This window comes from Bdellovibrio sp. ArHS (assembly GCF_000786105.1).
GTDB lineage: Bacteria > Bdellovibrionota > Bdellovibrionia > Bdellovibrionales > Bdellovibrionaceae > Bdellovibrio.
In genome coordinates this window covers 37,217-60,272 of sequence record NZ_JTEV01000020.1, presented here as the reverse complement: position 1 = coordinate 60,272, position 23,056 = coordinate 37,217, and the positions used below count along the sequence as shown (strand labels likewise).

The following is a 23,056-nucleotide window of genomic DNA, read 5'->3' as shown; positions in this document are numbered from 1 at the left end:
TGCTTATATCAATAACATGAAATTCGAACTGAAGCAGCATTTTCAAATTGAATCCGCCCGTTTCTTACCTCACCTTCCTGCCGAACATCCTTGTTCGCGCCTGCATGGGCACAGCTTTAAAATCATTCTTACACTGGTGGGCTCTCTCGATCCTAAAATTGGCTGGGTGATTGACTACAACGACATTCAATCACGTATGAAACCTCTTTTAGAAAAAATAGATCATCGCGTACTGAATGAAGTCGAAGGTTTGGAAAATCCCACTTCGGAACTTTTAGCAAAATGGGTTTATGACCGCGCACTCCCCTCTTTACCCCTGTTAACGCGCGTTTCTATTTTAGAGACCCCTTCGACCGAGTGCTCTTACCCTGCTTAAAAGAACGTAAGCTCGGGTTGATCTTTAACAGACAGCCTTTCGCGGACCGAGGCCCTCGTCAATACTCGGTTCATGCGTGGATTTTCGAAGTGCCTCTTAGCGGCTTTATTCTTCTTGGCGGTTCCGACCGTTGCAGCAAACGAATTGGAACTGCTCTTTTACCGAGCTCCCTCCCCGTTGAATTGGACTTCGCCGGGAAACTTAGTTCGCAGCACTTTTAAAAATCTGAATGCAAAAGTCGCTGGCAAGACCTATCCGCACGGCATTTCGCATGTCAACGTCCGCCTGCAATGCGCAGACAAACCCTCCGTATACCGAGGCATGACTTCGAAAAAATCCAACGTCTCTTATTTGTGGGACTTCCTGGTTGAGGGAAAATCCTTGGACACACTCTTGATTAACGTCAAAGGACGCTTCTACACGAAAGAAGAAATCTTAGACTGGCTGCCGCGCCTGAAAGCCCGCGGTTATGTCCGGAGTTTTAAAATTCTCTTGAATGAGTCCCAATGTGCTCGGGCCGAACGTTATCTTAAGATGTATGAAAGCCTCGAGCTGCAAAACTTATACGGCGGATTGCGTTCTTTACCTTTGCAAGGAGAGGGCGCTGGTTGCTCTGCCTTTGCGGTGAGTTTTCTGCAAATATTGGATTTATTTCCCCCGGAAATCGACGAGTATTGGCAACGACGTCTGTACATCCCCTTAGAACTTCTAAGCAACTCTGAACGGAGAGCCCGAATAGGAAGCATCGGTTTTTTGCGTGGTAAAGATCGCGCGTGGGCCAAGCCGTCGGAAAAACATATCGTGGTGGATTTTTGGGACCCGGAAAGAATGTTTCAGTGGCACGCGGCCATGGTCGCAAATCAGTCCCAGCTTCCCGCTTATATGCGGGTTGAAAAAGACTCTGGAAGTCCCTATGCAAAGCTGATCTGGGACGCGCGCGGTTATCCGACCCCCGAGTCTTATTTCTTTCAGTACCGACGCGCGGTTTTGGATAAAACAGTTTCTTATCATCTGAAGAATCGCGAACGCCTTTTGACTCAGGAAGAGGTTTTGGATCACTCTTCCCGAGAATGTCGGAACTTTTCTGTGTGCCGCTAAACAATCAACGGCGCATTGACCTTCACAGCCGGGCCTAGATCTAAATGCCCTTCAAACTTCTGACGGAAGCCGGGTGGGTAAAGCATGACCACCGTCGAACCCATGCGAAACATTCCTAGCTCTGAGCCTTTATGCACCGGGATCTCGGGACTGTAGTTTTTGTGAGTGAAAATATGCGGCCCTTTTTGATTGCCGCGCACTTTATCATCAAAACTTAAAACGATGTGTCCCACATTGGTGGCACCGACGAAAACAACCCCGACTGGGCCCAGATCCGTTTCAATTTCGACAAGAACTCGTTCATTCACCGAAAAAAGATTCGGAATATTCGTGGTGCTCCATTCGTTCACTGGCCATAGCTGTCCAGGCATGTAACGAACATTGGTGATATTCCCTTCAACAGGAGAATGCACGCGGTGATAGTCCGTAGGGCAAAGATAATAAGTCAGGAAAAAGCCCCCGGCCCATTTCTTTTGGCATTCAGGATCTTGAGTGAACTCATCCAGTTTGTAGGAAAGTCCCTTGGCTTGAATCAAGGTTCCCCCATCGATCGGATAAGCTTGAGTGATTCGGCTGTCTGCCGGGTGCACAGCCCAGGTGCTGGCAATAGGACGCAGATTCGGTTTGAGGCGGCGAACAAAGAAGTCCCCGATGGATTTATAAGAGGTGTAAGGCATTTCTGCCTCTTCCAAATTGATGTTATAAAAGCGGGCAAAAGCCTTAATGCTTAGGTGCATAAGCCACTGCGGGCCTTCCCAATGCATAAGATGACCGATCCAGCGGCTTAAACGACGTTTTGGAAGTATTCTTGTAATTGCAGACATAAAATATTTATATCTGACTCGCAGCCGTTTGTCACCTTAAGAGCATTCCGCTAAGATGTGGGAAACCTTTTTGATGCTTAACAAGCGTCCCAGGAGCCGAGCCGTGTCGAAGATATTTCAAAATATCGAAATTCCTATTGATGCCGATTTAGAAGAAAAGTTGCAATGGTTGGTCCCTGACCACGGTCCTTATCGCATTCTTCGTCAAAGCGTCGATGCCAGACGCTCTCATTCCCCGCATTTTGTTTACTCAATCGAAGTGGCGGAAAAAGGCGAAACTCTTCAGATTCCACAATTTGAATTAGAAAAAGTGGCCAATGCCAAAGAAAAACCACTCATCGTCGGCACCGGGCCCGCGGGACTTTTTGCGGCTTTGCGCTTCGTCGAAAGAGGCGTTCCTTGTGTGCTTTTTGAGCGAGGCTCTGACAGTGGCGAACGCATCAAGGGCATCAACCAATACTGGCGCTATGGCAAACTCGACCCCCGCAACAATGTCTGCTTCGGCGAAGGCGGCGCTGGTCTTTATTCCGACGGCAAACTGATCACTCGAATTAAGTCGCCGCATATTCCTTACGTGATGAATCGCCTGGTGAAATTCGGCGCTCCGGAGGAAATCCAGTGGCTTTCAAACCCTCATGTGGGATCAGATCGCATCCGTCGGGTCATTCCCAAGATGCGCGAATTCTTAAAAGCCAACGGCTGTGAAATACATTTCAACACCCAGGTCACCGAAATTCTTCTTGAAGGCACGCAAGTGGTGGGTGTGCGCACTGAGCATGGCACTGAATTCCGCTCCCCGCATGTGGTGCTGGCAACAGGTCACTCGGCCGAAGACATGATCAATCATTTGCGCGACATCGGCGTGCATCTGGATGGGAAGTCTTTCGCCATGGGTTTACGCGTGGAGCACTCTCAAGCCTCGATCAATAAGATTCAGTATCGTCAGTTTTCCGAACATCCCAAACTGGGAGCGGCGAACTACAAGCTGGCGCATCACAATGACAAAACCGGCATCGGTGTTTATTCCTTTTGTATGTGCCCGGGGGGCTATGTCCTGTCATCTGGGACCGAGGCCGACGGCATCGTCTGCAATGGGATGAGCAACTACAACCGCAACTCGCCTTTTGCCAATGCCGCCATCGTCGTCAGTATCGACCACGACAAAAATTTCGGGAACGACGTTTTTGGTGGAATGAAAATGCGTCGTGATTTAGAAACCCGCGCCTATCAATCCGTCTTAAATGCCGGGGGTACTCGGGAACTTCCAGCGCAAAACCTTTTGGACTTTTTATATGGCACAAACACAAAGACAGGGCCTCGCGCTTTGCGGGCCGGTTCTTCACCTTCGGGCGCCATCGCTGTTCGCTTGGATGAACTTCTGCCGAAAAGTATGCGCGATCGTTTGCGCGAAGGCTTTGAGAAGTTCCAAGGTAACATGAAAGGCTTTTTAACAGAGGACGCCCAAGTCTATGGTGTCGAGTCGCGTACCAGCTGCCCCGTGCGAATCACCCGCGACAATGAAAGTCTAGAAAGTATTTCGCATCAAGGTTTATATCCCGCGGGTGAAGGTGCGGGTTATGCGGGTGGCATCACCTCAGCCGCCTGCGACGGCATACGCATCGCAGAAAAAATCATCGAACAACTTTAGAGGTGGTTTCATTTTTCCACCGACATTTTTTGGCCTAGACCTTGCAATTTCTCCTCAATGTATCTTTGGGAGGAGAAAACATGTCTACAAAACCACTTATCGGAGTCATTCTGACTCTTTTCTTGGGTGCTTCGTCTTTGGCGGCAACTCCTCAAGAGAAAAAACAAGATATCATCACCCGGACCGCGAATGGCGAACTTTCTGTTCGCACTGAACTTTCACTGAATGTCATGCGCTCTGAACCTTATCAGGACACCTACACAGAGCGCGTGCCCTATCAGGCTGAAGAGACCTATTACGTCGATGTGCCCTATCAAACAACCGAGACCTACTACGAAAACGTTCCTTATTATGAACAGGAAACGTATTGGGAAAATGTCCCCTACACAGAACGTGTTCCTTACACTGACTACGAAGAATACTATGACAATGAGTATGTCTGTCGAAACGTCACAAGATATCGCGAAGAATGTTCCAGCGAAAGAGTCTGTGAACCCGGTCGTAATATCTGCCGCAATGTTGAAGAGTGCGGCACCAACGCCCATGGCCAACGCATTTGTAAAACCCGCAAGGTCTGTGAAGACGGCCCCCGCGAATGCCGCGATATTCGCCAATGCCGTCAAGTGCCTTACAGCGACCGCGAATGTGGTTACGAACGTGTTCGTAAAACCCGCCCGGTCACTCGCTATCGCGAAGAAACACACTATCGTCCTGAGCAGCGCACTCGTACGGTTACCAAGTACCGTCAAGAGCAACGCACACGCACAGTGACAAAATATCGTAAGGAAGAACGCACTCGCACGGTCACAAGATATCGTGAAGAAACGCGTTGTTGTGTGACTCGCTATAAAGATGTCTTTGATCACCAATTCACACAACCTGCTTCTGTCATTTTCCCTGTCGGTTCAGAACTTTTGGCAAATGAAACAGAATCTGTGAAGTTCGTATTTTCAGGAACCGAGTCTGCTCCCGATGTTACCGTCTCGGTCACATCGGATGTGTTCGCGTACACCGTTGCGGAAACTCGCCAAGAAGGCCGCGAAAAAGTTTTTGTTCTGGCCGTGACTCCGAAATGGACAGTTGAAAATGCTGGAACCACAACTATTCAAGGTTTCAAGTTGGCCTTCAGCAAAGGAGAAGGAAAGATTTCCTTCGTGGAAACCGTCGCCGGAGCTCGTTTGCAAACGACTTATCTTGTGGAAATCCGGGATGAACAAAGTCAGGCCTTGGTTTTTGCTAGCCGTATTGAGAATACGCAAGCAAAAGTCGTTGAAATCGCAACTCCGGGATTGGCACGCGAAGGAAAATACACTCTCAGTTTGCAAGTCGAGCGTCGAGGTCAAAACGTCACTGGCGGCGTCATCCAATTCGCCCAGACGGCCCTTTATGAGAAAAAAGGTCTTGCAGAAGAGGAAATCAGCCTGCTCAGCGACTCCAAACAAGTGGTGATCACCGGCATGGAGGGCGCGGGCGCAGAGCGCGTGGTGACTGTTCGTGATAATACTCCGCATGTGGATGAAGTTCAGTCGACTTACAAACTTGTGGTTTGGAAGAAGCTTTCAAACGGCAAGATCGAATGGCTGGGCGAAAAGAACTTCCCGCGCGAAGCGATTCAACGCCTGGATGGAAATTTGGGCATTGCCTTAAAGGACATCGGCTTGAATCCCTCTTCGAGCATCAAGCTTTACATGGACTTGGTGGTACGACGTGAAAGTGCGCAGCACTTGCCGACTCGGGTGCAATTTATCGTGAATAAAACGTTTTAATTAAAAAATCGGCAGACCTTCTGGTTTGTTGATTTCGGCCCTGCTCCCCAAGGCAGGGCCGTTTTTTTACTGTAATGGTTCTTTTTTTAAATTCGCACTTGCACCCAAGTCTCGCGCCAAGAGACCCTCTCTAAATAGGCAGAAGATAACGCGACTGCTTGCCGCCACCGTGGCGGTCAACTTTCAATAGCGTTAATGGCTCTGGAGTCTTTGTCAGACATCTTTTCTGATTGCATTTCAACACGCGAGCGGAAACTTCCGTGCTTGCCACTGCATTCTTATTAAAATGAATCCCAACCAGACGAAGGAGACTTTATGGGTATTATCGGAACCATTGTCATTGGTTTTGTCGCGGGCCTGATTGCCCGATTCTTAATGCCCGGAAAAGATAAGCTGGGTTTTATCATGACCACAATTCTGGGTGTCGTGGGCGCGGTGGTTGGAACTTACTTGGGAAGCGCCTTGGGATGGTACGAAGTTGGTGAACAAGCGGGCTTTCTAGCGTCCGTGGTCGGCGCGATGATTGTGTTGTTCTTCGCGCGTCTTTTGGTCAAAAGATAGATCAAGAGCAAACAAGCGAGGGTGTTTTCGCACTGACGTCTGCAACGTCTTAAATAAAAAAAGGCACTTCTTTCAAGGTGCCTTTTTTGTGCGCCGGTCTTGCCAGCGCCACTCAGGTTAATCTCATTCTATCGAACGCTCTAAACTGAAGAACCTACAGATTTCTTCTGTACTGACCACCCACTTCATAAAGTGCTTGAGTCATTTGATACAAGCTGCAATGTCTAGCCGCTGTCATTAAAGCCGCAAAGATATTACCGCCATTCAGAACCGTGTCTTTCAAGTTTTGCAACTGACGTTCACCTTCGGTCTGATGATCCTTTTGGTACTTCTGCACATTACTTAGCTGCGCATTCTTTTCGTCGTAAGAGGCGCGAGCCAGCTCGATCTTCGGCGGCACATAGTCCGCCGCCATGGTTTTAGGATCGATGAACGTGTTCACCCCAATTATCGGTAAAGTGCCGTCGTGTTTAAGTCTTTCATAGTATAAAGACTCTTCTTGGATCTTAGAGCGCTGGTATTGAGTCTCCATCGCACCTAAAACACCGCCACGTTCGTTGATCTTTTTAAACTCATTGAGAACCGCTTCTTCCACCAGATCCGTCAGCTCTTCGATGAAGTAAGAACCCTGCATCGGATTCTCATTCTTCGTCATGCCAAATTCGCGGTTGATGATAAGCTGAATCGCCATGGCCCGGCGAACAGATTCTTCGGTGGGCGTTGTGATCGCTTCGTCGTAGGCGTTCGTGTGCAAGCTGTTGCAGTTATCATAAAGAGCGATCAAGGCCTGCAGCGTGGTGCGAATGTCATTAAAGTCGATTTCCTGCGCGTGCAAAGAACGACCCGAAGTTTGAATATGATACTTCAGTTTTTGCGAACGATCGTTGCCTTTGTAAAGGTCGCGCATCGCCACCGCCCAAATACGGCGCGCCACTCGGCCAAGAACGGAGTACTCAGGATCTAGACCATTGCTAAAGAAAAAGCTCAAGTTCGGTGCGAAGTCGTCGACTTTCAGACCGCGAGCCAAATAGTATTCAACAAAGGTAAAGCCATTAGAAAGTGTGAAGGCCAACTGAGAAATCGGATTCGCACCCGCTTCCGCAATGTGATAACCCGAAATACTGACAGAATAGAAGTTTCTGATCTTGCTCTTAACAAAGTACTCTTGAATATCGCCCATCATCTTCAAAGCGAAGTTGATAGAGAAAATACAGGTATTCTGACCTTGATCTTCCTTCAGAATGTCAGCTTGAACGGTGCCGCGCACTTGCTGCAATGTCCAGTTAGCAACGTCACTCCACTCTTCCGGCGTGAGTTTACGACCCAATTCACTTTCTTTCTTTTCAACCTGCTGATCAATCGCGGTGTTGAAATAGAAGGCCAAAATCATCGGGGCCGGGCCGTTGATGGTCATGCTCACGGACGTATTGGGGTTGATAAGGTCAAAGCCTGCATAGAGCTTTTTCATATCCGCCAAAGTACAAATGCTGACGCCGGACTCGCCGACTTTTCCGAAAATATCAGGACGCTGATCAGGGTCCTGACCGTACAAGGTGACAGAGTCAAAGGCCGTCGACAAGCGGTGCGCTGTTTCGCCCTTGGTTAGATAATGGAAACGACGATTGGTTCGTTCCGGAGTTCCTTCCCCCGCAAACATGCGCTTTGGATCTTCATCCGCACGTTTTAACTGGAAGACACCGGCCGTGTAAGGAAATTCACCAGGAACATTTTCCAGCTTCAAATATCTGAAGCGATCGCCCCAATCTTTGAATTTGGGAACCACCACACGGCGGATCTTCGTGCCCGAAAGTGATTCTCGCACTAAGGGCTGACGGATCTCTTTATCGCGAACTTTGAAAATCAACTCGTCGCCCGAATAGGTTTCAATCAGATTTTCATAACCTTGAAGTTGTTCGATTTCCTCTTGAGTGAAGTCGGAAGAAAGTTCAGCTTCGACCTTTTTGACCGTTTCCGGATTGGCTCCCAAAAGGGGGGCCACCTTTTTAAGGCCGCCCAACTGGGATGCTTTTTCAGCCAAGGTCTCGGTGCGTTTTTTATACTTGTGAACCGTGCCGACGATTTCGGCAAGATAGTTTTGTCGATCCGCCGGAATAATCACATGCTCTTCGGCCGAAAGAATATTGGCTTTAAACTTAGGGTCCACCTGCCAACGACCACCCTGACGGGACTCTAAAAGGTCGGCAATCTGGAAGAAAAGCTTATTCACGCCACCATCATTGAATTGTGAGGCCTGAGTCAGAAACACAGGAACCTGCACCTTTTCATCAAAGATTTTACGTGAGCGTTTGTATTGCTTCGTCACATCGCGAAGAGCGTCTAAAGCCCCGCGACGATCCGCCTTATTTACGGCAATCAAATCTGCAAAATCAATCATGTCGATTTTTTCAAGCTGCGACTGAGCACCGAAATCAGAAGTCATCACGTACATCGATAGATCACTGACTTCTGTGATCGCCATGTTGCCCTGCCCGATGCCAGAAGTTTCCGCGATGATAAAATCAAAATCCAACTGACGAATGAATTTCAAGATATCCGGCAAAGAGGAGGCGATTTCCCGCCCTGAGCCTCGTGACGCCACCGAGCGCATAAAGACATGACTGCGTGACAGTGAATTCATGCGAATACGGTCGCCCAATAAAGAGCCTCCCGTTTTGCGCTTCGAAGGGTCCACGCAGACCACGCCGATTTTTTTATTTGGATAAGCATTCAGAAATCTTTGCACAAGTTCATCGATTAATGACGATTTCCCTGCGCCACCCGTTCCCGTGATACCTAAAACCAACGGGTCGCCGTCTTTGGCTTTGAAAGACTGCAAGCCAAAGTTTTCCAAGGAAGAGTCTTTGTAACCGTTTTCGATCGCGGTCAAAGCCACACCGAGTTCCACAGAAGGAATCGTGTCGCCAGCAAAGATATTCTTTTTAGTTTTATATTCTTTTTGTTTTTCAAGAATGTCGAAATCGCAGCCACGAATGACTTGTTCGATCATACCTTCAAGACCCAACTTACGACCGTCCTCAGGATGGAAGATCTGGGCAATTCCATAGGCTTCAAGTTCACGCTTTTCTTCGTGAACAATCACGCCTCCGCCCCCGCCATAAATTCGTACGTAACCCGCGCCGGCTTCGTCCAGAAGATCCTTCATGTACTTGAAGTACTCCATGTGACCGCCCTGGTAAGAGCTGATGCAGACCCCTTGCGCCCCTTCTTGCAAAACGGCTTTCACCACATCACTGACCGAGCGGTTGTGACCCAAGTGTATGACCTCAGCGCCCATATCTTGAAGAATACGGCGCATGATGTTGATGCTGGCGTCATGGCCGTCGAAAAGTGCGGCGGCCGTTACGATACGAATAGGATTCTTAAGTGTATATGCCATTTGGACTATTGACCTTTAAAGTTCGCCTTACGTTTTTCGATGAAAGCAGCTGTTCCCTCTTTCACATCTTCAGAGTCGAAAAGATCCGCGAAGATCTTCGCTTCGTTTCTTTGCGCTTCTTCCACATCCATATCCCAAGCTTGGTTGATGGATTTCTTCGCAGAACCAACGGCAATCGGAGCTTTCGCTAAAATAGCGTCCACCGTTTTCATCACGGTATTCATGAGTTCGGCTTGAGGAACGACTTTGTTCACCAGACCCATAACGTGAGCTTCCGCCGCCGTGAGCATGCCACCTGTGTAAGTCAGTTCGCGCGCCCGACGTTGACCGATAGCTCGCGCCATGCGAACTGTGCCGCCAAAACCGGGAATAAGTCCCAGACTGACTTCAGGAAGACCGAACTTAGCGTTTTCAGAAGCGTAGATAAAATCGCAACCCAACGCCAATTCACAGCCGCCACCTAAAGCAAAGCCGTTCACCGCCGCGATCACAGGGATTTTTAAAAGAGTGAGTTCGTGGAAAATACTTTGTCCACGTTGCGCAAAACTTAAGGCTTTTTCCTGATCCAATTCGTGAATTTCTTTGATGTCTGCTCCGGCCACGAAAGCTTTTTCACCGGCTCCGGTAATGATCAGGGCGCGCGCGTCGTCATAGTGCATTTCACCGATCTGACGAAGAGCTTCGCCCATCTCGTTCAGCACCATGGAATTTAAAGCATTCAAAGACTCGGGACGATTGATGGTCATCACCCACACGCCATGAGGTTTTTGTTCAACCAGAATTGTTTTATATGTGAAACTTGCCATTGTCTTAAACCTATTTCGCTGAATAGTCGTAGAAACCACGACCTGATTTACGTCCCAACCAACCAGCTTCGACATACTTTACAAGAAGCGGACAAGGACGGTATTTAGAGTCTCCCAAACCATCATGCAGTACGTTCATAATAGCCAGGCAGGTATCAAGGCCAATGAAGTCGGCCAAAGTCAACGGACCCATCGGTTGATTTGTTCCCAATTTCATCGCCGCATCGATAGATTCCACAGAGGCAATGCCCTCGTGAAGCGTGTAAACCGCCTCATTGATCATTGGCATCAAAATGCGATTCACAATAAAGCCGGGCATATCTTTGACGGATTCAACAAAAACTTTGTCCATTTTTTCGGCCAACGCTTTCACTGTCGCAAAAGTTTCATCGGAAGTTTGCAGACCGCGAATGCCTTCGACAAGTTTCATCAATGGAACGGGATTCATAAAATGCATTCCCGCAACTTTGGTCGGACGTTTTGTCACCGCCGCAATTTTAGTGATCGAGATCGAGGACGTGTTGGAAACCAACAAAGCCTCTGGCTTCACAGCCGCGTCCAGGTCTTTAAAGATCTTCAACTTCAAATCAATATTTTCTGTCGCCGCTTCAATGACGATATCACAATCTTGCAAAGCCGCCGCTTCTTGCGCTGTTTTAATACGACCCAACAACGTCGCTTTGTCCGCCTCAGTCATTGCGCCTTTTTTGATGATGCGATCACAAGAACCAGAAATTGTTGCGATCCCTTTTTCCAAGGCCGCACCACTTACGTCCATCATGATGACATTGAATCCAAAATTCGCTGCCACCTGTGCAATCCCATTCCCCATTTGCCCAGCGCCGACGACGCCAATTGTTTTGATATCCATTTATCACTCCGCGTTAAAATACTGTTGAAAATCGAACTGTTTACCAGTACTTCACTTTGGTCTGGAGGTCAAAAGTTCTGGTCTTGAGCGCAGAGCCTAAAGCCGCAAAATAGAGAGATGCGGTCCGTAGTATCAAAGACATTGGCGTTTCTATTTCTATCCTCGAACTCATGGGCTGCTCTGGCGACCGATGCGAATGCGGCAATTTCGTTCTTTCGCAGTAAAAACAGTCTTTTTCCCTCTGGCCAGGTGAGTCGAAACACCCTCGACGGGAAACTCTTGCGCACGGAAACTGAAATCGCCTATCGCACTACTTGGGATAAAAAAGAATACGTTCTTCAGGCAGGTCAAATCCTTCGCGACATCCATGTTTCGCGCTACGCAGACACCAAATCTTCGGCCGTTCTTTTAAGTGCGGATCGCAGCGACGCCCCTGCGGTGAAAACGGTTTCAGCCAAAACAGCCCTCGAGATTCTTTCGACCGACGATTACTGGGCAAAGGTGAAAGAAAGATCCGGGACCGTCATGGGTTATTTACCTTTGCACCTTTTACAGGCCCGCCATGACGATCTGGGCGTTTACGTGAACCTGATAGACACTTATGTGCGCAAAGAAGCCAGCAGCAATGGCCGCGTGATCACGACACTTCCCCGCCTTCAGCGCATCGTTCCTGTCGAGATCAGTAAAAGCTTTCTTAAGATTCAGTATGCAAGCAATGTCGGCTACGTCGATATCACTCACTTTGTTTCCCGAGCGGATTTTGCCAATTTAGCCTATCATCCGAAGAAAAACTGGATGGCCGCCCTTTATCGCAATAACGATGTGCTGATCTCGCAAAAAGGCGAAACGGTGCCTTTAAAGGAAATCCTCGGCTACGTGACGAACTCTCATCGTGGCATCGTGATTCGTCCCGAGTCGTCGTCTTACGGGCCGCCACTGCGCGCACGGGTTGAGATTTTAAAACCGGAAGCGCACATCTGGGGCATCAGTAAATTAGATGGCCACGGCGAAGTTTGGTGGAAAAGAAAAAATCTGTTGGTCGAAGAAAAAGAAAGTCCTTCATCACTGACGATTTCGACAGATGCTTTGATGAAAAGAGAAATTTACTCGATCGCCTTTGAAAATAAAAATTCCGTGCGTGGCCTGGTTTCTTCAGAGGGAGTTTATCGCACTGAAGACGGTCTGACCTGGACGCTGATTCCCCAATTTGGCAAACAAACTTACCCGGTCAGCATTCATCCTGACGGCACCTGGTTTGTGGGCGCATTTAAAAGCACGAATCAGGGAAAAAGTTTTGAGCCTTTCATTCGCTGGGACAACATTGCCGAAGCTATCGAAGCGGCTTATCACCGCAATCCCAAGATTTTACGTTTAACGCAAATTGAGCCGTTACCGAATTCGAAAGTGCAAATTCACGTGGATACTGGCAGCAGCCAGGTAAAACTGCGCAGCTCTATCGGCAACCTTCATTGGGACGTCATTAAAAACTGAACAGCCTACGTCCAGAGCTTTCCCCGGCACATCAAATAGAACATTTTAAAATCGCCCCGCAAAGACCAGAGCGGATACTTAAAGGTCGCCGGGCGATTTCTTTCAACGACGAAATGCCCCACCCAGGCAAAACCGTATCCGATCACTGGTAACAGCCACAAAGCCAGCCACGCCTGCGCAAAGATCGCGTAAATAAAAACGATGTGCACAAAAAAAGTTCCGACAAAATGCAGTCGACGATTCAAAGGCTTTGCATGCTCTTGTAAATAAAACGGCCAAAACTCTGCGAAGTTTTTCATGGGCACTCCGTTGATTTTATAATTGCGCCTCGGGAAAGTACGGTGCCATCATGTGGCGCACTTTCTCTTGCAGTTGCGGGCGGTTTTCTAGAGCGTATTGAGTTGCATCCACTGGTGGCAACACGTGCAACGTGACCGTGCGTTTCCACACTCCCCAATTGGGGATAAGATGACCTTTCGGCAAAATGGCCGCGGCTCCTTTAACAACGACGGGCACAATCGGCGACTTGGCATTGATCGCAAAGATGAAAGGTCCGGACTTAAAAGAGCCCAAGGTTTCGGTAACCTGACGGGTTCCTTCAGGCGCTAAGGCAAAACGCTCCCCGGCCTTGATTCTTGTTTCGGCTTCTTTATAAACCTTGAAAACTTCTTCGCGACGATCCCGCGCAATCGGCAAGATCCCCGCGCGACGCATCGCTGGGCCAAAAACAGGAATGCGGAAAAGTTCGATCTTAGCGCCGAAACGAAAACTTTCCAAATAACCATTCATGGCAAAAATATCGAAGAAACTGGTGTGATTGAAGACGTAGATAAATCCGCCCGAAGGCTGATTTTCAAGACCCTTGACAACGACATCCACACCGAACATCCAGCACGCGCCACGAGTCCAGAGAACGACAATTTTATCTTCAAGAGATCTCTTGTTCATCGTCAAATTCACAATGATCAACGCGGTCGAACACAGTGCTGTGTGAATCGGAAAATAAATAAGGCCTAGGATTGAACGCGGATATGAAAGCAACTTCCAAAACATATTAACTCATCTCAGGGAACAAACGTTTTCTTGCCGCTGTTCGCTGTCTTTCTTTGTACGCTTGATGCTCTGAGGGACCCGATAAGATTTTCTCATGAGCGGCTTGATCCATGATCTGCACTTCAAATGGATAGAAGAAGCTGAAAGCCTCTTTACTTCCTTGCGGTTTGATATGAATCAGCTTGCGCGAAATAAATTTAATAAACTTATAATCCGCGCCGGAAAAGAAATTTTCCTTGCGCAGATATTGAACATTGTCGCCCAGTTCAGAAAGCTTTTGATCAAAGGCCGCCTGAATGCTCTGTTCATCCAACGTATCCAGACGGTGGGCTAAATCGTCGCAGACTTCCATAAAGGCATTCACCGGATAAAGATTGTTAGAACTTTGATCCGGCATGATATGCGGAAAGCTGATCACATTTTCTTTAACCAGGAACCGCACCACCTGAAAGGTGTCGAAAAGATTTCTTGTGATAAAACGGACACCCAACTTATCAAAAATTTTCATCGCTAAAGCATCCGGCTTAGCTAAAAGTTTGATCACCGTACTAGAAGACGTCTTGAAAGGTTTGACCTCGAATCCCAAAAGCTCAATCGGAGCCAAAATTTGTTCCGAGCCTGAGGAACTTTGCAGAAAGGTTCGGTGAGTCGTGCCATCGTAGCGGATGCATTCCTGAAAAGGCGATAGAATCTGCGACTGAATTTCTTCAGAAAAAGAACTGAATAAATCATTTTCGGCGTGAACAAAGACATGCATGCAGCGAATGATCGCACAGGCCCAGCGCTGCAGTTGAACATTCTGGGGGTCCTGCGAACTTGCGTAAATCAGAAGCTGCCGAATATCCCCCAGTTGGCGACGATCCCGGAAAATTTCAGGAAGTTCTTTTTCTTCAAAGCCCAATTTTTCCAGCATCAGAACTAAGGCCCGGCGATGATAATACCAAAGTTTTTCAAGATCACTTTCTTGGGTGACATCAAAACCATAGCTTAACAGAAAAGAACTGGCGGCCTCGACAGAATGAATATTGAGTCTGGGAATCTCGATGGCTGAATGACCACCGACAACAGAATTAAGCATGGCAGAATCAAAGATGAAACGTTGAGGCATTCCCCTATCTTTAAACTCGACAGGGGGTGAAGCAAGACGCAGCGCTTATTATTGGATCAGTGAACAAGTGTAGGCTTTGAACTGCCCCAAAGTGCCTGAAGCTGGAGAATATCCATTGACCGCTGTGCGGTTTTGATAAGTCACATTCCCCTGCGCTAAAGTTCCGTCGTACTGACCTTGGAATACGATGTCACCATAAGAATCGCTGAACTTGACAGTGAATTGACGCGTGTTGCGGTTGATAGTTCCTGAAGACGCCGCGGCGAACTCAACCTGATAGGGCTGAATCACCTGTCCGTTATAAGACTGCCCCACATAAGAGTCGAAAATCTTAATAGTCACGCTGGAAGAGCCCGCAATCAAATTACCGCTGGAGTCAAACTTGAAAGCGCCTAAAAAATCGATGCCCGTTTTATCATTGATGTTACCGCTGATCGTACCTAAAGTTTGTGGATCCAAAGTGGCTGATACAAAACTCTTCACCTGTGATTCAAAATTTGCAGAGTTATAGTAGTCGTAAATCTTTCCGACATTCATAGAGGCATTGCCACAGTTGTTCACGGCATTAGGCTGAGTGACCGCCGGAGTGTTGCTGCGACCTGCAACGCGAGTTGCACTGGATTCTTTCTTCGCACAAGCGGACAAGGACAAAGCCGCGAGGACCAAGATTCCCATCACTGATTTGTTAAAGAAAGATGTTTTCATAAAAGCCTCCATGCCAGATAGAGAGGCAAGAGGCGGACCAGCAGGACTGAGTTATATGCGACTTGAGAGGGGAATCCCGTCTCACCCTGAAACGCCCTGCTTAAAAGCGACGTTTTGAGTGAGCGGGTGATTAAAGTTTAGACAAAACTTTAGCGCAGTTTATCCAGCGCCAATAAGACGTTAATTTCGCCGGCAAGCCAAACAGAACCGGCAGAATCCACCAACCCCTGATTAAGAAGCTGAGCTGCAAGTTCGGCCGGTTTTTTTACGGTCTGAAGATCTAAATTAGGATCGACCTCTTTAAGTACCGCTGTCACTTTATTGAATTGCTCACTGCGCACCAAAGACTTTCTCATCTCAACATCAAATCTCAATCCGCGAGACGACAGCAAATTCATCCACTTCGTGCGCTCTTCCGCGGAAAGATAAGCACGAGGGACTTTCAATTCTTTCGTCAATCCAGCACCAACGCGCAGTGTTTGTTCACCGTTGTCGACAGCCGTAAGATCAAGGTAAAGAGTTGCCAGGACATCCGCATCGTGCGCCGTCACCAGATTCCGAGGCAAAATCTGACTGACGATAGAAGGCGCTCCCCTTTGATCCGTTTCGCTTTCATCGATCTTCGGCAACATCGTCGCAAGACCCGACGCCAGTGTTTTCTTATTTAAAAGCACCAACTGCTGAAGGAAGGCCAGAATGCGATTTTGTTGTTCCGTCGTCAAAACGTACTCGCGTCCCCCCAAAGTTTTTCCTTGGACAAAATAGGGACTGCTGGCCAATTCAACGATCTGTCTTTCGATAAAGTCTTTGGCAATAGAGGCGTCACTGTTTCTCCAAAGATCATTCAAAATCGCAGAGTAACCACCCGCTTCGACTAGGGAACGATTGCGTTCTCGCGCCAAAGCCTCATCCATACCGGCTTTGTAATAATGAATTTGTCCCGACTTTACACTTTCAATGGAAGCAAAGACCGCAGCAGGCATAGAGTTCACTGTGCGATCAAAAAGAACCTGGCTGACAAACTTCAAGGTCTCCAGATTGACCTTACCCCACTTGACCGTATCCTGAAGAACACTGTCCAGATCATTCACAACAGTTGGCTGATCGGCGGGATAAAGACGGCCGATGATGGAGGCAAATAAAACCTTTACGAAATTTTCTTTTTCGTACTTCGTATCAAGATACTTGCGTAACAGAGGATTGTTTCCGGCATCAAATCGTTCGCAACCATAAATCTGCAACGACTGACTGGCGGCTAACGCGATATCATCATCCGTACAGTAACGAGAGATCTTTTCGTCAAGTGCCGAGTGATCCAATGAATAAGCCCAATCCATCGCCATCTTATCATAGGACAGCGGTGCATACTTCAGCCGCGCCGACATCAAGACATCGTCAATGCCACTGACGTAGTCCATGATACTGGTCGAAGTTTCAAGACCTTGATGCTGGGGATCTTTTAGATAGTTTTTCGCGGCGGACTCAATATCCTTGGCCGAAACTTTAGCAGAAAAAGAACCTGCGAAATTATGACGAAGTCCCAGAGCATGACCCAGTTCGTGGGCCACAGTCGCGCGCACACCGTCCTGCGCCAGGCGCAGTCTTTGTGAGTCGTTAGCTTCCTTGGCGATCTCATTCAAATCGGCCAAGGTTTGAGTCAAATCGCAGGCGATCGCACCGGGAGCCACCGGTGTGTCATTATTCAAATGCACCAAATCCGCAGAGCCCACCTTCGTAAATACCGAAGGCATAAAAACCTGCGCGCGTAAAACTTCACCAGTCAATGGGTCTGATTGGCCCATGGCATAGGCTGCCCCCGAATCCTCCCAGGGAATCCAGCGAATCATGATACTGCGATCTTCTGGCCCTGCTTGCGGGTCTATGTGAGCTTTTACCGCAATCACTTCGCGCCCAAAAACTTTATTCCAGTAAAGAGCGCCTTCTTTTACCGCTTCCAGGTATTGTTCCGGCACAGCATCAGAAATGCGCACGACGATGGGACCTTTTTTTTCTGACAGATCCCATTTAGTGATCAAATTAATGATATCTTTGCTGTGTTCCTTTTTACCAATTTTCGTGACGAAGAATCCCACGCGACGGGTTTTGTCGTATTCTTTAGGGCGAAAATCCGGCGTCAGATTGTAGGCGCGGATTTGCACATTCATGGCGACAGTTTCTTCCCGATTTTCGACCGTCGAAGTACTGCGATCAGGGCCCGATTTGACTAAGTCCGAACGGATTTTGATGATTTGTTCAAGCTCGATGTTCTTTTCATCGAACTTGATACCGCGGACAAAAGAATCTTCGACCACCAATGAAGGCAACGAACTTTCCGTCAAGTCATCACTGTTCCCGCGCGGCATATCCGTGTCGTAAGAACGCTGCTGGACAAAGCTTTTTAACCCCTGCCCCCAGTCAAAAGTGATCGAGGTGGCGTCTTCAGAGATCACCTCAAAGGTCTGAAGCAGATTCACCGTTTGAATTTCTTTGTAGATGCTATTGTAGTTTTGCGCGAGCAAGGCAATACGACCGCCCGACTTATCGAATGTCACAACCTGTGGTTTAAGATCATACCACTGCGGTGTAGAGCCCGCTGTTTTTCCAGACGAAATCAACAGGAAAACTTTGCCTAAAGAGGCTTTTTGAATGGTGATACAGGATTTGTTGGTACAGGCATCCACAGTGCTTGTTGTGAACGACTCAAGCATGTTGTTCGGCGCCTGCTTTTCGATCACTGTTTCTTTCGTACACGCAGAAAGAAGCAGCGTTGAAAAAGCCAAACCGAGAAGCACAATGCGTTGATTCGAAACCATGGTGGAACCCCCAAAAAACTATTCAGGACATCCTTATGCCAAAGAAATCCCCGAATCAAAAGATGTCTGAAAAAAAGTGTGAAATGTTGACAAAATAGACAGAATGACGACTCTCAGAAGCGCTTTAGGCTCTTTCTATCGCCTTTCCCTGCCGCATTTCTGTATTTCAGCATCGGACCTTGAGGGCTCCGAAAGGCCTTAAGACAATAGACCTACAGATGAGGTTTCCATGGAATGTAAAATTCAGTGCCCGTATTGCCGAGAAAAATTCTCGATTCAGGTTTTCCGCGAAGAGGGTGAGGATCAGGAGTTCATTTGGGATTGCGAAATATGTTGTCGTCCCATAGATATCCAGGCCCACTGGGACGCGGATCATGAGCGCTTTCGCCTGCGTGTGGGACAAGGGGGCGACTTCGATGAGATGCGAATTGACCCCATTTTTTAAAAGGGGCCCGCCTAAGACCAGGCCCCTTGAGAATTAATAAAACTTACGATTTGTCTTCGCCATATTAGTCAATGGCGTCGATGGCTTCAGACGAGCTGCCTTGCGCGACGACGCGTACATCGCCAATTGGTCGGCCACATATTGAGTACCGACGGTGTCTGTGTACTTCAATAGGCCACCGCGGAACGGCGGGAAGCCTGTTCCCATGATCATCGCCAGATCCACTTCGTGAGGTGTTTCCACGATGCGATCTTCGACCAAAGCCAAAGAACATTCGTTCACCATCGCGAACACTCCCCGCTCAATGCACTCTTTGGAGTCATAAGGATTCGTGGGTTGCCCCAAGCCCAAAGCTCCGTAAATACTTTGATCGACATCACCGCGCTTACCGTCTTCAGAATAGTGATAAAAACCTTTACCGTTTTTACGTCCCAAACGACCGGATTTTTCCAGCGCTTCCATACAAGCAGCCATTTCAATGCGCTCTCCGAAAGACTTCTTAAAGATCTTAAGAACTTTGATACACACATCAAGACCCACTTCGTCCATCAGTTCAAAAGGTCCCATCGGCATACCAAATTCTTTGACGTACGCCTTATCCACCGTTTCAATGCTCATGCCTTCTTGCAACAAGAACGCCGCTTCGCCCATATAGGGAAGAAGAAGACGATTCACCAGGAAGCCAGGGCCGTCTTTTACAACCACTGGCATTTTGCCCATTTTCTTCGTCAGCTCAAAGATCGTGGCGATGGTTTCGTCAGATGTTTTTTCGCCGCGAATAACTTCCACTAAAGGCATTTTGTTCACGGGATTGAAGAAGTGCATGCCGGCAAAATACTCGGGCCGAGGATGACCTTTCGACATTTCCGTCACCGACAACGAACTTGTATTCGTGGCGATAATCGCGTCAGGACGCATTTGTCCGGCACATTCGCCGATGACTTTTTGCTTGATACCCATGTCTTCAACGATGGCTTCAACCACGACATCCAGATTTTTAAAGCCAGAATAGTCGGTCGTGACTGACACCATGTCCATCTTTTGTTGATATTGATATTTATCGATGGATTTGCGTTTTAAAAGCTTCATCCACAAATCCGACGCGTGCTTAAGCCCTTTACCCAAAGCATCCGTATTCAAGTCTTTCATGCGAACTTGAACACCCTTGTCGGCCGCAACGTAGGCGATACCGCCCCCCATAGTTCCCGCGCCCAGAATTCCCATGCTTTTCACGTCGCGAGGCTTAACATCCACCCCCGGAACCCCGTTTTGTTTTTTAACCATCTCGGTCAAATAGAAAACATGAATCAGATTTTTAGAAATATCCGTGATACCCAACTCGCAGAAACCTTCACGCTCAATGCGCATTCCGGCTTCCCGATCACTCATCCCATAAGTTTTTTGAATCACTTCCAAAGCCTTCAGCGGCGCTGGATAGTGACCCTTGGTCGCCTTCAAAACACCCTCACGAGCTTTTTTGAAAACGATACCGCGTCCCAAAGCGCCTTCAAGAACCTTATTCACCGCGCCTTGTGGTTGGAATTTCTTGCGACGCTTTTTCGCGCCACCGGCGATAATCTCTTTGGCCCATTTGATCGCCTGTTCATCCAAAAGATTTGGATGCACGACTTTATCGACAAGACCTGACTTCAAGGCCTTTTTTGAATTCACAGATTTACCCGCCAGGATGATATCCAAAGCCGCCTGCAAACCCATCACGCGAGGCATACGCTGAGTCCCGCCGAAACCCGGCAAGATACCCAGTTGAATCTCCGGAAGACCAATTTTCGTTGAAGAGTCCTCCGAAGCAATCCGGTAATCACAAGAAAGAATGAACTCACAACCGCCGCCCATGCAAGCACCGTTGACGGCAGCCATCGTCGGCATCGGCAGATCTTCCACCATATTCATGATGTCCTGACCACCCTTCACAGCCGCCTCAAATTGCTCTTTCGTCGTCATGCTTTTAATTTCTTCAATATCCGCGCCCGCAATAAAAATCTTAGGCTTGGCAGACTTAAAGATCACCGCTTTGTAAGAAGACTTCTTAAGCTCTTCAAGAACTTCCTTAAGTCTCATCATAACCGGCGTAGAAAACTTATTAACCTTTTCTCCAACCAAATCAAAAACAACGACCGCAATCTCACCCTGAGGAACGATCTTGATACTCTCTTGAATAGACATTCTGAAAACTCCTAAGTTGCAAAAAAACAAAAAACTAAAAAATCAAAAAATCAGCGCAAAAAAAACACGAAACCAATACCCATCCTTGAAACGAGAAATGAACACGTTCTTTGCCGCCAGCTCTGTGCTGACCTCTGTACTCAGTGGCGAGTTCCGCAGCAGTAGCCCAAAGGGCACGTCCGCGAGGACTGTCCGAGCCAATGAGTATAGAGGTCAGCACAGAGCTGGCGGCAAAGCACCGAGATCAACCTACCCCTCGTTCTCAAGAATCATTGATCCGCCTTGGCCCCCACCGATACAAAGTGTCGCAAGACCATACTGCACATTTCGGCGCTTCATCTCTTTTGCCAAAGTTAAAACAATTCGCGTTCCCGTCGCTCCCACAGGATGACCGAAGGCAATCGCTCCGCCGTTGACATTCAAGATGTCATCACGAATTTCACCCACTTTGGAAGTGAAGCCTAATTTTTCTTGAGCAAATTTGTCAGAATCCAAAGCCTTTTGGCAGGCCATCACTTGCGCCGCGAAGGCTTCATTCAACTCAACAAGTCCGATATCTTTTAAAGAAAGACCCGCACGTTTCAAAGCTAGCGGCGTGGAGTACGCAGGCCCCAAGCCCATGCGCTCAGGCTCTAGACCGGCAAAACCGTAAGAGCGAATCGTCGCCAGCGGTTTATACCCCAGAGCTTCGGCTCGTTCACGCGACATCAGAAGCACCATCGCGGCACCATCTGTGATGGGGCAAGAGTTCCCCGCGGTGATTGAACCGGTCGCTTTATCAAAGAAAGGTTTCAGCTTCGCCAAAGCCTCGATCGTTTGCGATTCACGAGGTCCGATATCCTCAGCGACAACTTCTTTGTATTCAGGCGCCAGATACACCGGAGTGATTTCCTCTTTCAGGCGACCCTCTTTCATGGCTTGCGAAGCTTTTAAGTGAGACCGCAAAGCGTACTGATCCTGCATTTCACGCGACAAACCCCACTCTTTGGCAAGGATCTCGGCGGTCTGTCCCATGTTGATGCCAACAAAAGGATCGGTCAGTCCCAGCATCACGGAAATCTGTGGGAAGTATTCGTCACGCATATTTCCTTGCAACAAGGCTTTGATTTGATTCATGTCGGCTTTGAAAAGCTTCCACAACAACGGCAGCGCCTGTTTTGGACCTTTCGCAGCAAAAAGGCTGTCATAGATGTCCTGGAATTTTTTTGGCAGCAAAGTGGGCATTTGCGACATGCTTTCAGTCCCGCCTGCCAGAACGACATCCATTGTTCCTGATTTGATTTTTTCATAACCATTTGAAATCGACTCTAAGGCAGAGGCACAGTTTCTGTGCACGGTGTACGCCGAAGTCTTCAATGGAACGCCGGCATTCAAGGCTACGACGCGGGAAATATTCACCGCATCGGCGGGATTCCCCGTGTTACCGATGATCACCTCGTCAACGCTATTTACATCCAAATTAGTTTTGGCGATAAGTTGTTTGAGGGCAGTTTTTCCAAGTTCTGCCGGATGAACTTTTTTAAGTTTTGTCCCTGCTTTTGCAAACGGTGTACGAACACCTTCGACAAGAACCACATCACGTGGTGATTTCATGCAATTCTCCTTAATTGTATAAGCCATTAAAATCATATGCCTTTTCGGTTGTTCCACCAAATATAAATAGCAAGAAAATGAGGCAGTCTGGACCTGCCGCGCTGTTTCTTGAGGCGGTCACATCCGCAAATCCTTACCCAGCTTGAAAAAGAGAATAGAAATAGACCTGAAGCTCTAAAGATGAGGAAAGATCATCTGGACCAAAAAGATCGGGCCTCTGCGGCGGGGATTACCCCATGCGCCAAAGCCTCGATACATTGACCCTTCCCACCCCCCTCTGTAGAGTAATGGCACTTGTCGCAGGACTTTCTCTAACC

At 48.1% G+C, this 23,056-nt stretch carries 18 protein-coding genes; 7 read left to right on the top strand and 11 right to left on the bottom strand.

Annotated features, from left to right (window positions below):
• Positions 1-16 precede the first annotated feature (16 nt).
• On the top strand, positions 17-376 hold the full coding sequence (gene queD / locus OM95_RS11700) for a 6-carboxytetrahydropterin synthase QueD (RefSeq protein WP_041874019.1): 360 nt from the start codon (positions 17-19) through the stop codon (positions 374-376).
• Positions 377-448: 72 nt separating this feature from the next.
• Positions 449-1,474, top strand: coding sequence for a hypothetical protein (locus OM95_RS11695; RefSeq protein ID WP_041874016.1), 1,026 nt, complete (start codon positions 449-451; stop codon positions 1,472-1,474).
• Here the strand turns inward: OM95_RS11695 and asd are convergent.
• The gene (asd, locus tag OM95_RS11690; protein ID WP_041874014.1) at positions 1,471-2,298 is read right to left on the bottom strand and encodes an archaetidylserine decarboxylase; all 828 of its coding nucleotides are present in this window, start codon (positions 2,296-2,298) and stop codon (positions 1,471-1,473) included. The genes OM95_RS11695 and asd overlap by 4 nt on opposite strands.
• 103 nt (positions 2,299-2,401) lie before the next feature.
• On the opposite strand from asd, the gene OM95_RS11685 reads away from it, so the two are divergent.
• The 3 genes from OM95_RS11685 to OM95_RS11675 all read left to right on the top strand — a co-directional run bounded on the left by OM95_RS11685 (position 2,402) and on the right by OM95_RS11675 (position 6,273).
• Positions 2,402-3,946: an FAD-dependent oxidoreductase gene (locus OM95_RS11685; protein ID WP_041874011.1), complete on the top strand. Its 1,545-nt coding sequence runs from the start codon at positions 2,402-2,404 to the stop codon at positions 3,944-3,946.
• Positions 3,947-4,026: 80 nt separating this feature from the next.
• Positions 4,027-5,712, top strand: coding sequence for a hypothetical protein (locus OM95_RS11680; RefSeq protein ID WP_041874009.1), 1,686 nt, complete (start codon positions 4,027-4,029; stop codon positions 5,710-5,712).
• 315 nt (positions 5,713-6,027) lie between these two features.
• Positions 6,028-6,273, top strand: a complete 246-nt coding sequence (locus OM95_RS11675) for a GlsB/YeaQ/YmgE family stress response membrane protein (RefSeq protein ID WP_041874006.1) — start codon at positions 6,028-6,030, stop codon at positions 6,271-6,273.
• A gap of 154 nt (positions 6,274-6,427) precedes the next feature.
• Here OM95_RS11675 and icmF read toward each other — a convergent pair whose 3' ends face one another.
• Genes icmF through OM95_RS11660 form a run of 3 tightly spaced genes read right to left on the bottom strand, consistent with a single transcriptional unit; the run spans position 6,428 to position 11,347 of the window.
• Entirely contained in the window at positions 6,428-9,670 is a 3,243-nt protein-coding gene (gene icmF / locus OM95_RS11670) for a fused isobutyryl-CoA mutase/GTPase IcmF (protein WP_041874004.1), read from the bottom strand.
• 5 nt (positions 9,671-9,675) lie between these two features.
• Positions 9,676-10,476, bottom strand: a complete 801-nt coding sequence (locus OM95_RS11665; RefSeq protein WP_041874001.1) for an enoyl-CoA hydratase-related protein — start codon at positions 10,474-10,476, stop codon at positions 9,676-9,678.
• A 10-nt stretch (positions 10,477-10,486) separates the two neighbouring features.
• A complete protein-coding gene (locus tag OM95_RS11660; RefSeq protein WP_041873999.1) occupies positions 10,487-11,347 on the bottom strand; it encodes a 3-hydroxybutyryl-CoA dehydrogenase in 861 nt (286 codons plus the stop codon).
• 117 nt (positions 11,348-11,464) lie between these two features.
• Here OM95_RS11660 and OM95_RS11655 point away from each other — a divergent pair, with 117 nt between their 5' ends.
• Positions 11,465-12,838, top strand: coding sequence for a hypothetical protein (locus tag OM95_RS11655; protein WP_291516223.1), 1,374 nt, complete (start codon positions 11,465-11,467; stop codon positions 12,836-12,838).
• 5 nt (positions 12,839-12,843) lie between these two features.
• Here the strand turns inward: OM95_RS11655 and OM95_RS11650 are convergent, their stop codons facing one another.
• From OM95_RS11650 to OM95_RS11630, 5 genes are all read right to left on the bottom strand, one after another.
• Positions 12,844-13,137: a DUF962 domain-containing protein gene (locus OM95_RS11650; RefSeq protein ID WP_041873997.1), complete on the bottom strand. Its 294-nt coding sequence runs from the start codon at positions 13,135-13,137 to the stop codon at positions 12,844-12,846.
• Between the two features lie 16 nt (positions 13,138-13,153).
• Positions 13,154-13,786, bottom strand: coding sequence for a lysophospholipid acyltransferase family protein (locus tag OM95_RS11645; RefSeq protein WP_291516221.1), 633 nt, complete (start codon positions 13,784-13,786; stop codon positions 13,154-13,156).
• A gap of 106 nt (positions 13,787-13,892) precedes the next feature.
• On the bottom strand, positions 13,893-14,999 hold the full coding sequence (locus tag OM95_RS11640) for a TIGR04552 family protein (protein ID WP_041873991.1): 1,107 nt from the start codon (positions 14,997-14,999) through the stop codon (positions 13,893-13,895).
• Between the two features lie 48 nt (positions 15,000-15,047).
• Complete coding sequence (locus OM95_RS11635) at positions 15,048-15,704, bottom strand: hypothetical protein (protein WP_041873988.1); 657 nt, start codon at positions 15,702-15,704, stop codon at positions 15,048-15,050.
• Between the two features lie 149 nt (positions 15,705-15,853).
• On the bottom strand, positions 15,854-18,517 hold the full coding sequence (locus OM95_RS11630; RefSeq protein WP_041873986.1) for a zinc-dependent metalloprotease: 2,664 nt from the start codon (positions 18,515-18,517) through the stop codon (positions 15,854-15,856).
• Positions 18,518-18,746: 229 nt separating this feature from the next.
• On the opposite strand from OM95_RS11630, the gene OM95_RS11625 reads away from it, so the two are divergent.
• Positions 18,747-18,962 (top strand): CPXCG motif-containing cysteine-rich protein, encoded by a 216-nt coding sequence (locus OM95_RS11625; protein ID WP_041873984.1) that lies wholly within the window; start codon positions 18,747-18,749, stop codon positions 18,960-18,962.
• 33 nt (positions 18,963-18,995) lie between these two features.
• On the opposite strand, the gene OM95_RS11620 is transcribed toward OM95_RS11625, so the two are convergent.
• Both OM95_RS11620 and OM95_RS11615 read right to left on the bottom strand, forming a co-directional pair.
• Complete coding sequence (locus tag OM95_RS11620) at positions 18,996-21,146, bottom strand: 3-hydroxyacyl-CoA dehydrogenase NAD-binding domain-containing protein (protein WP_041873982.1); 2,151 nt, start codon at positions 21,144-21,146, stop codon at positions 18,996-18,998.
• A 249-nt stretch (positions 21,147-21,395) separates the two neighbouring features.
• A complete protein-coding gene (locus OM95_RS11615; RefSeq protein WP_041873980.1) occupies positions 21,396-22,739 on the bottom strand; it encodes a thiolase family protein in 1,344 nt (447 codons plus the stop codon).
• Between the last annotated feature and the right edge of the window lie 317 nt (positions 22,740-23,056).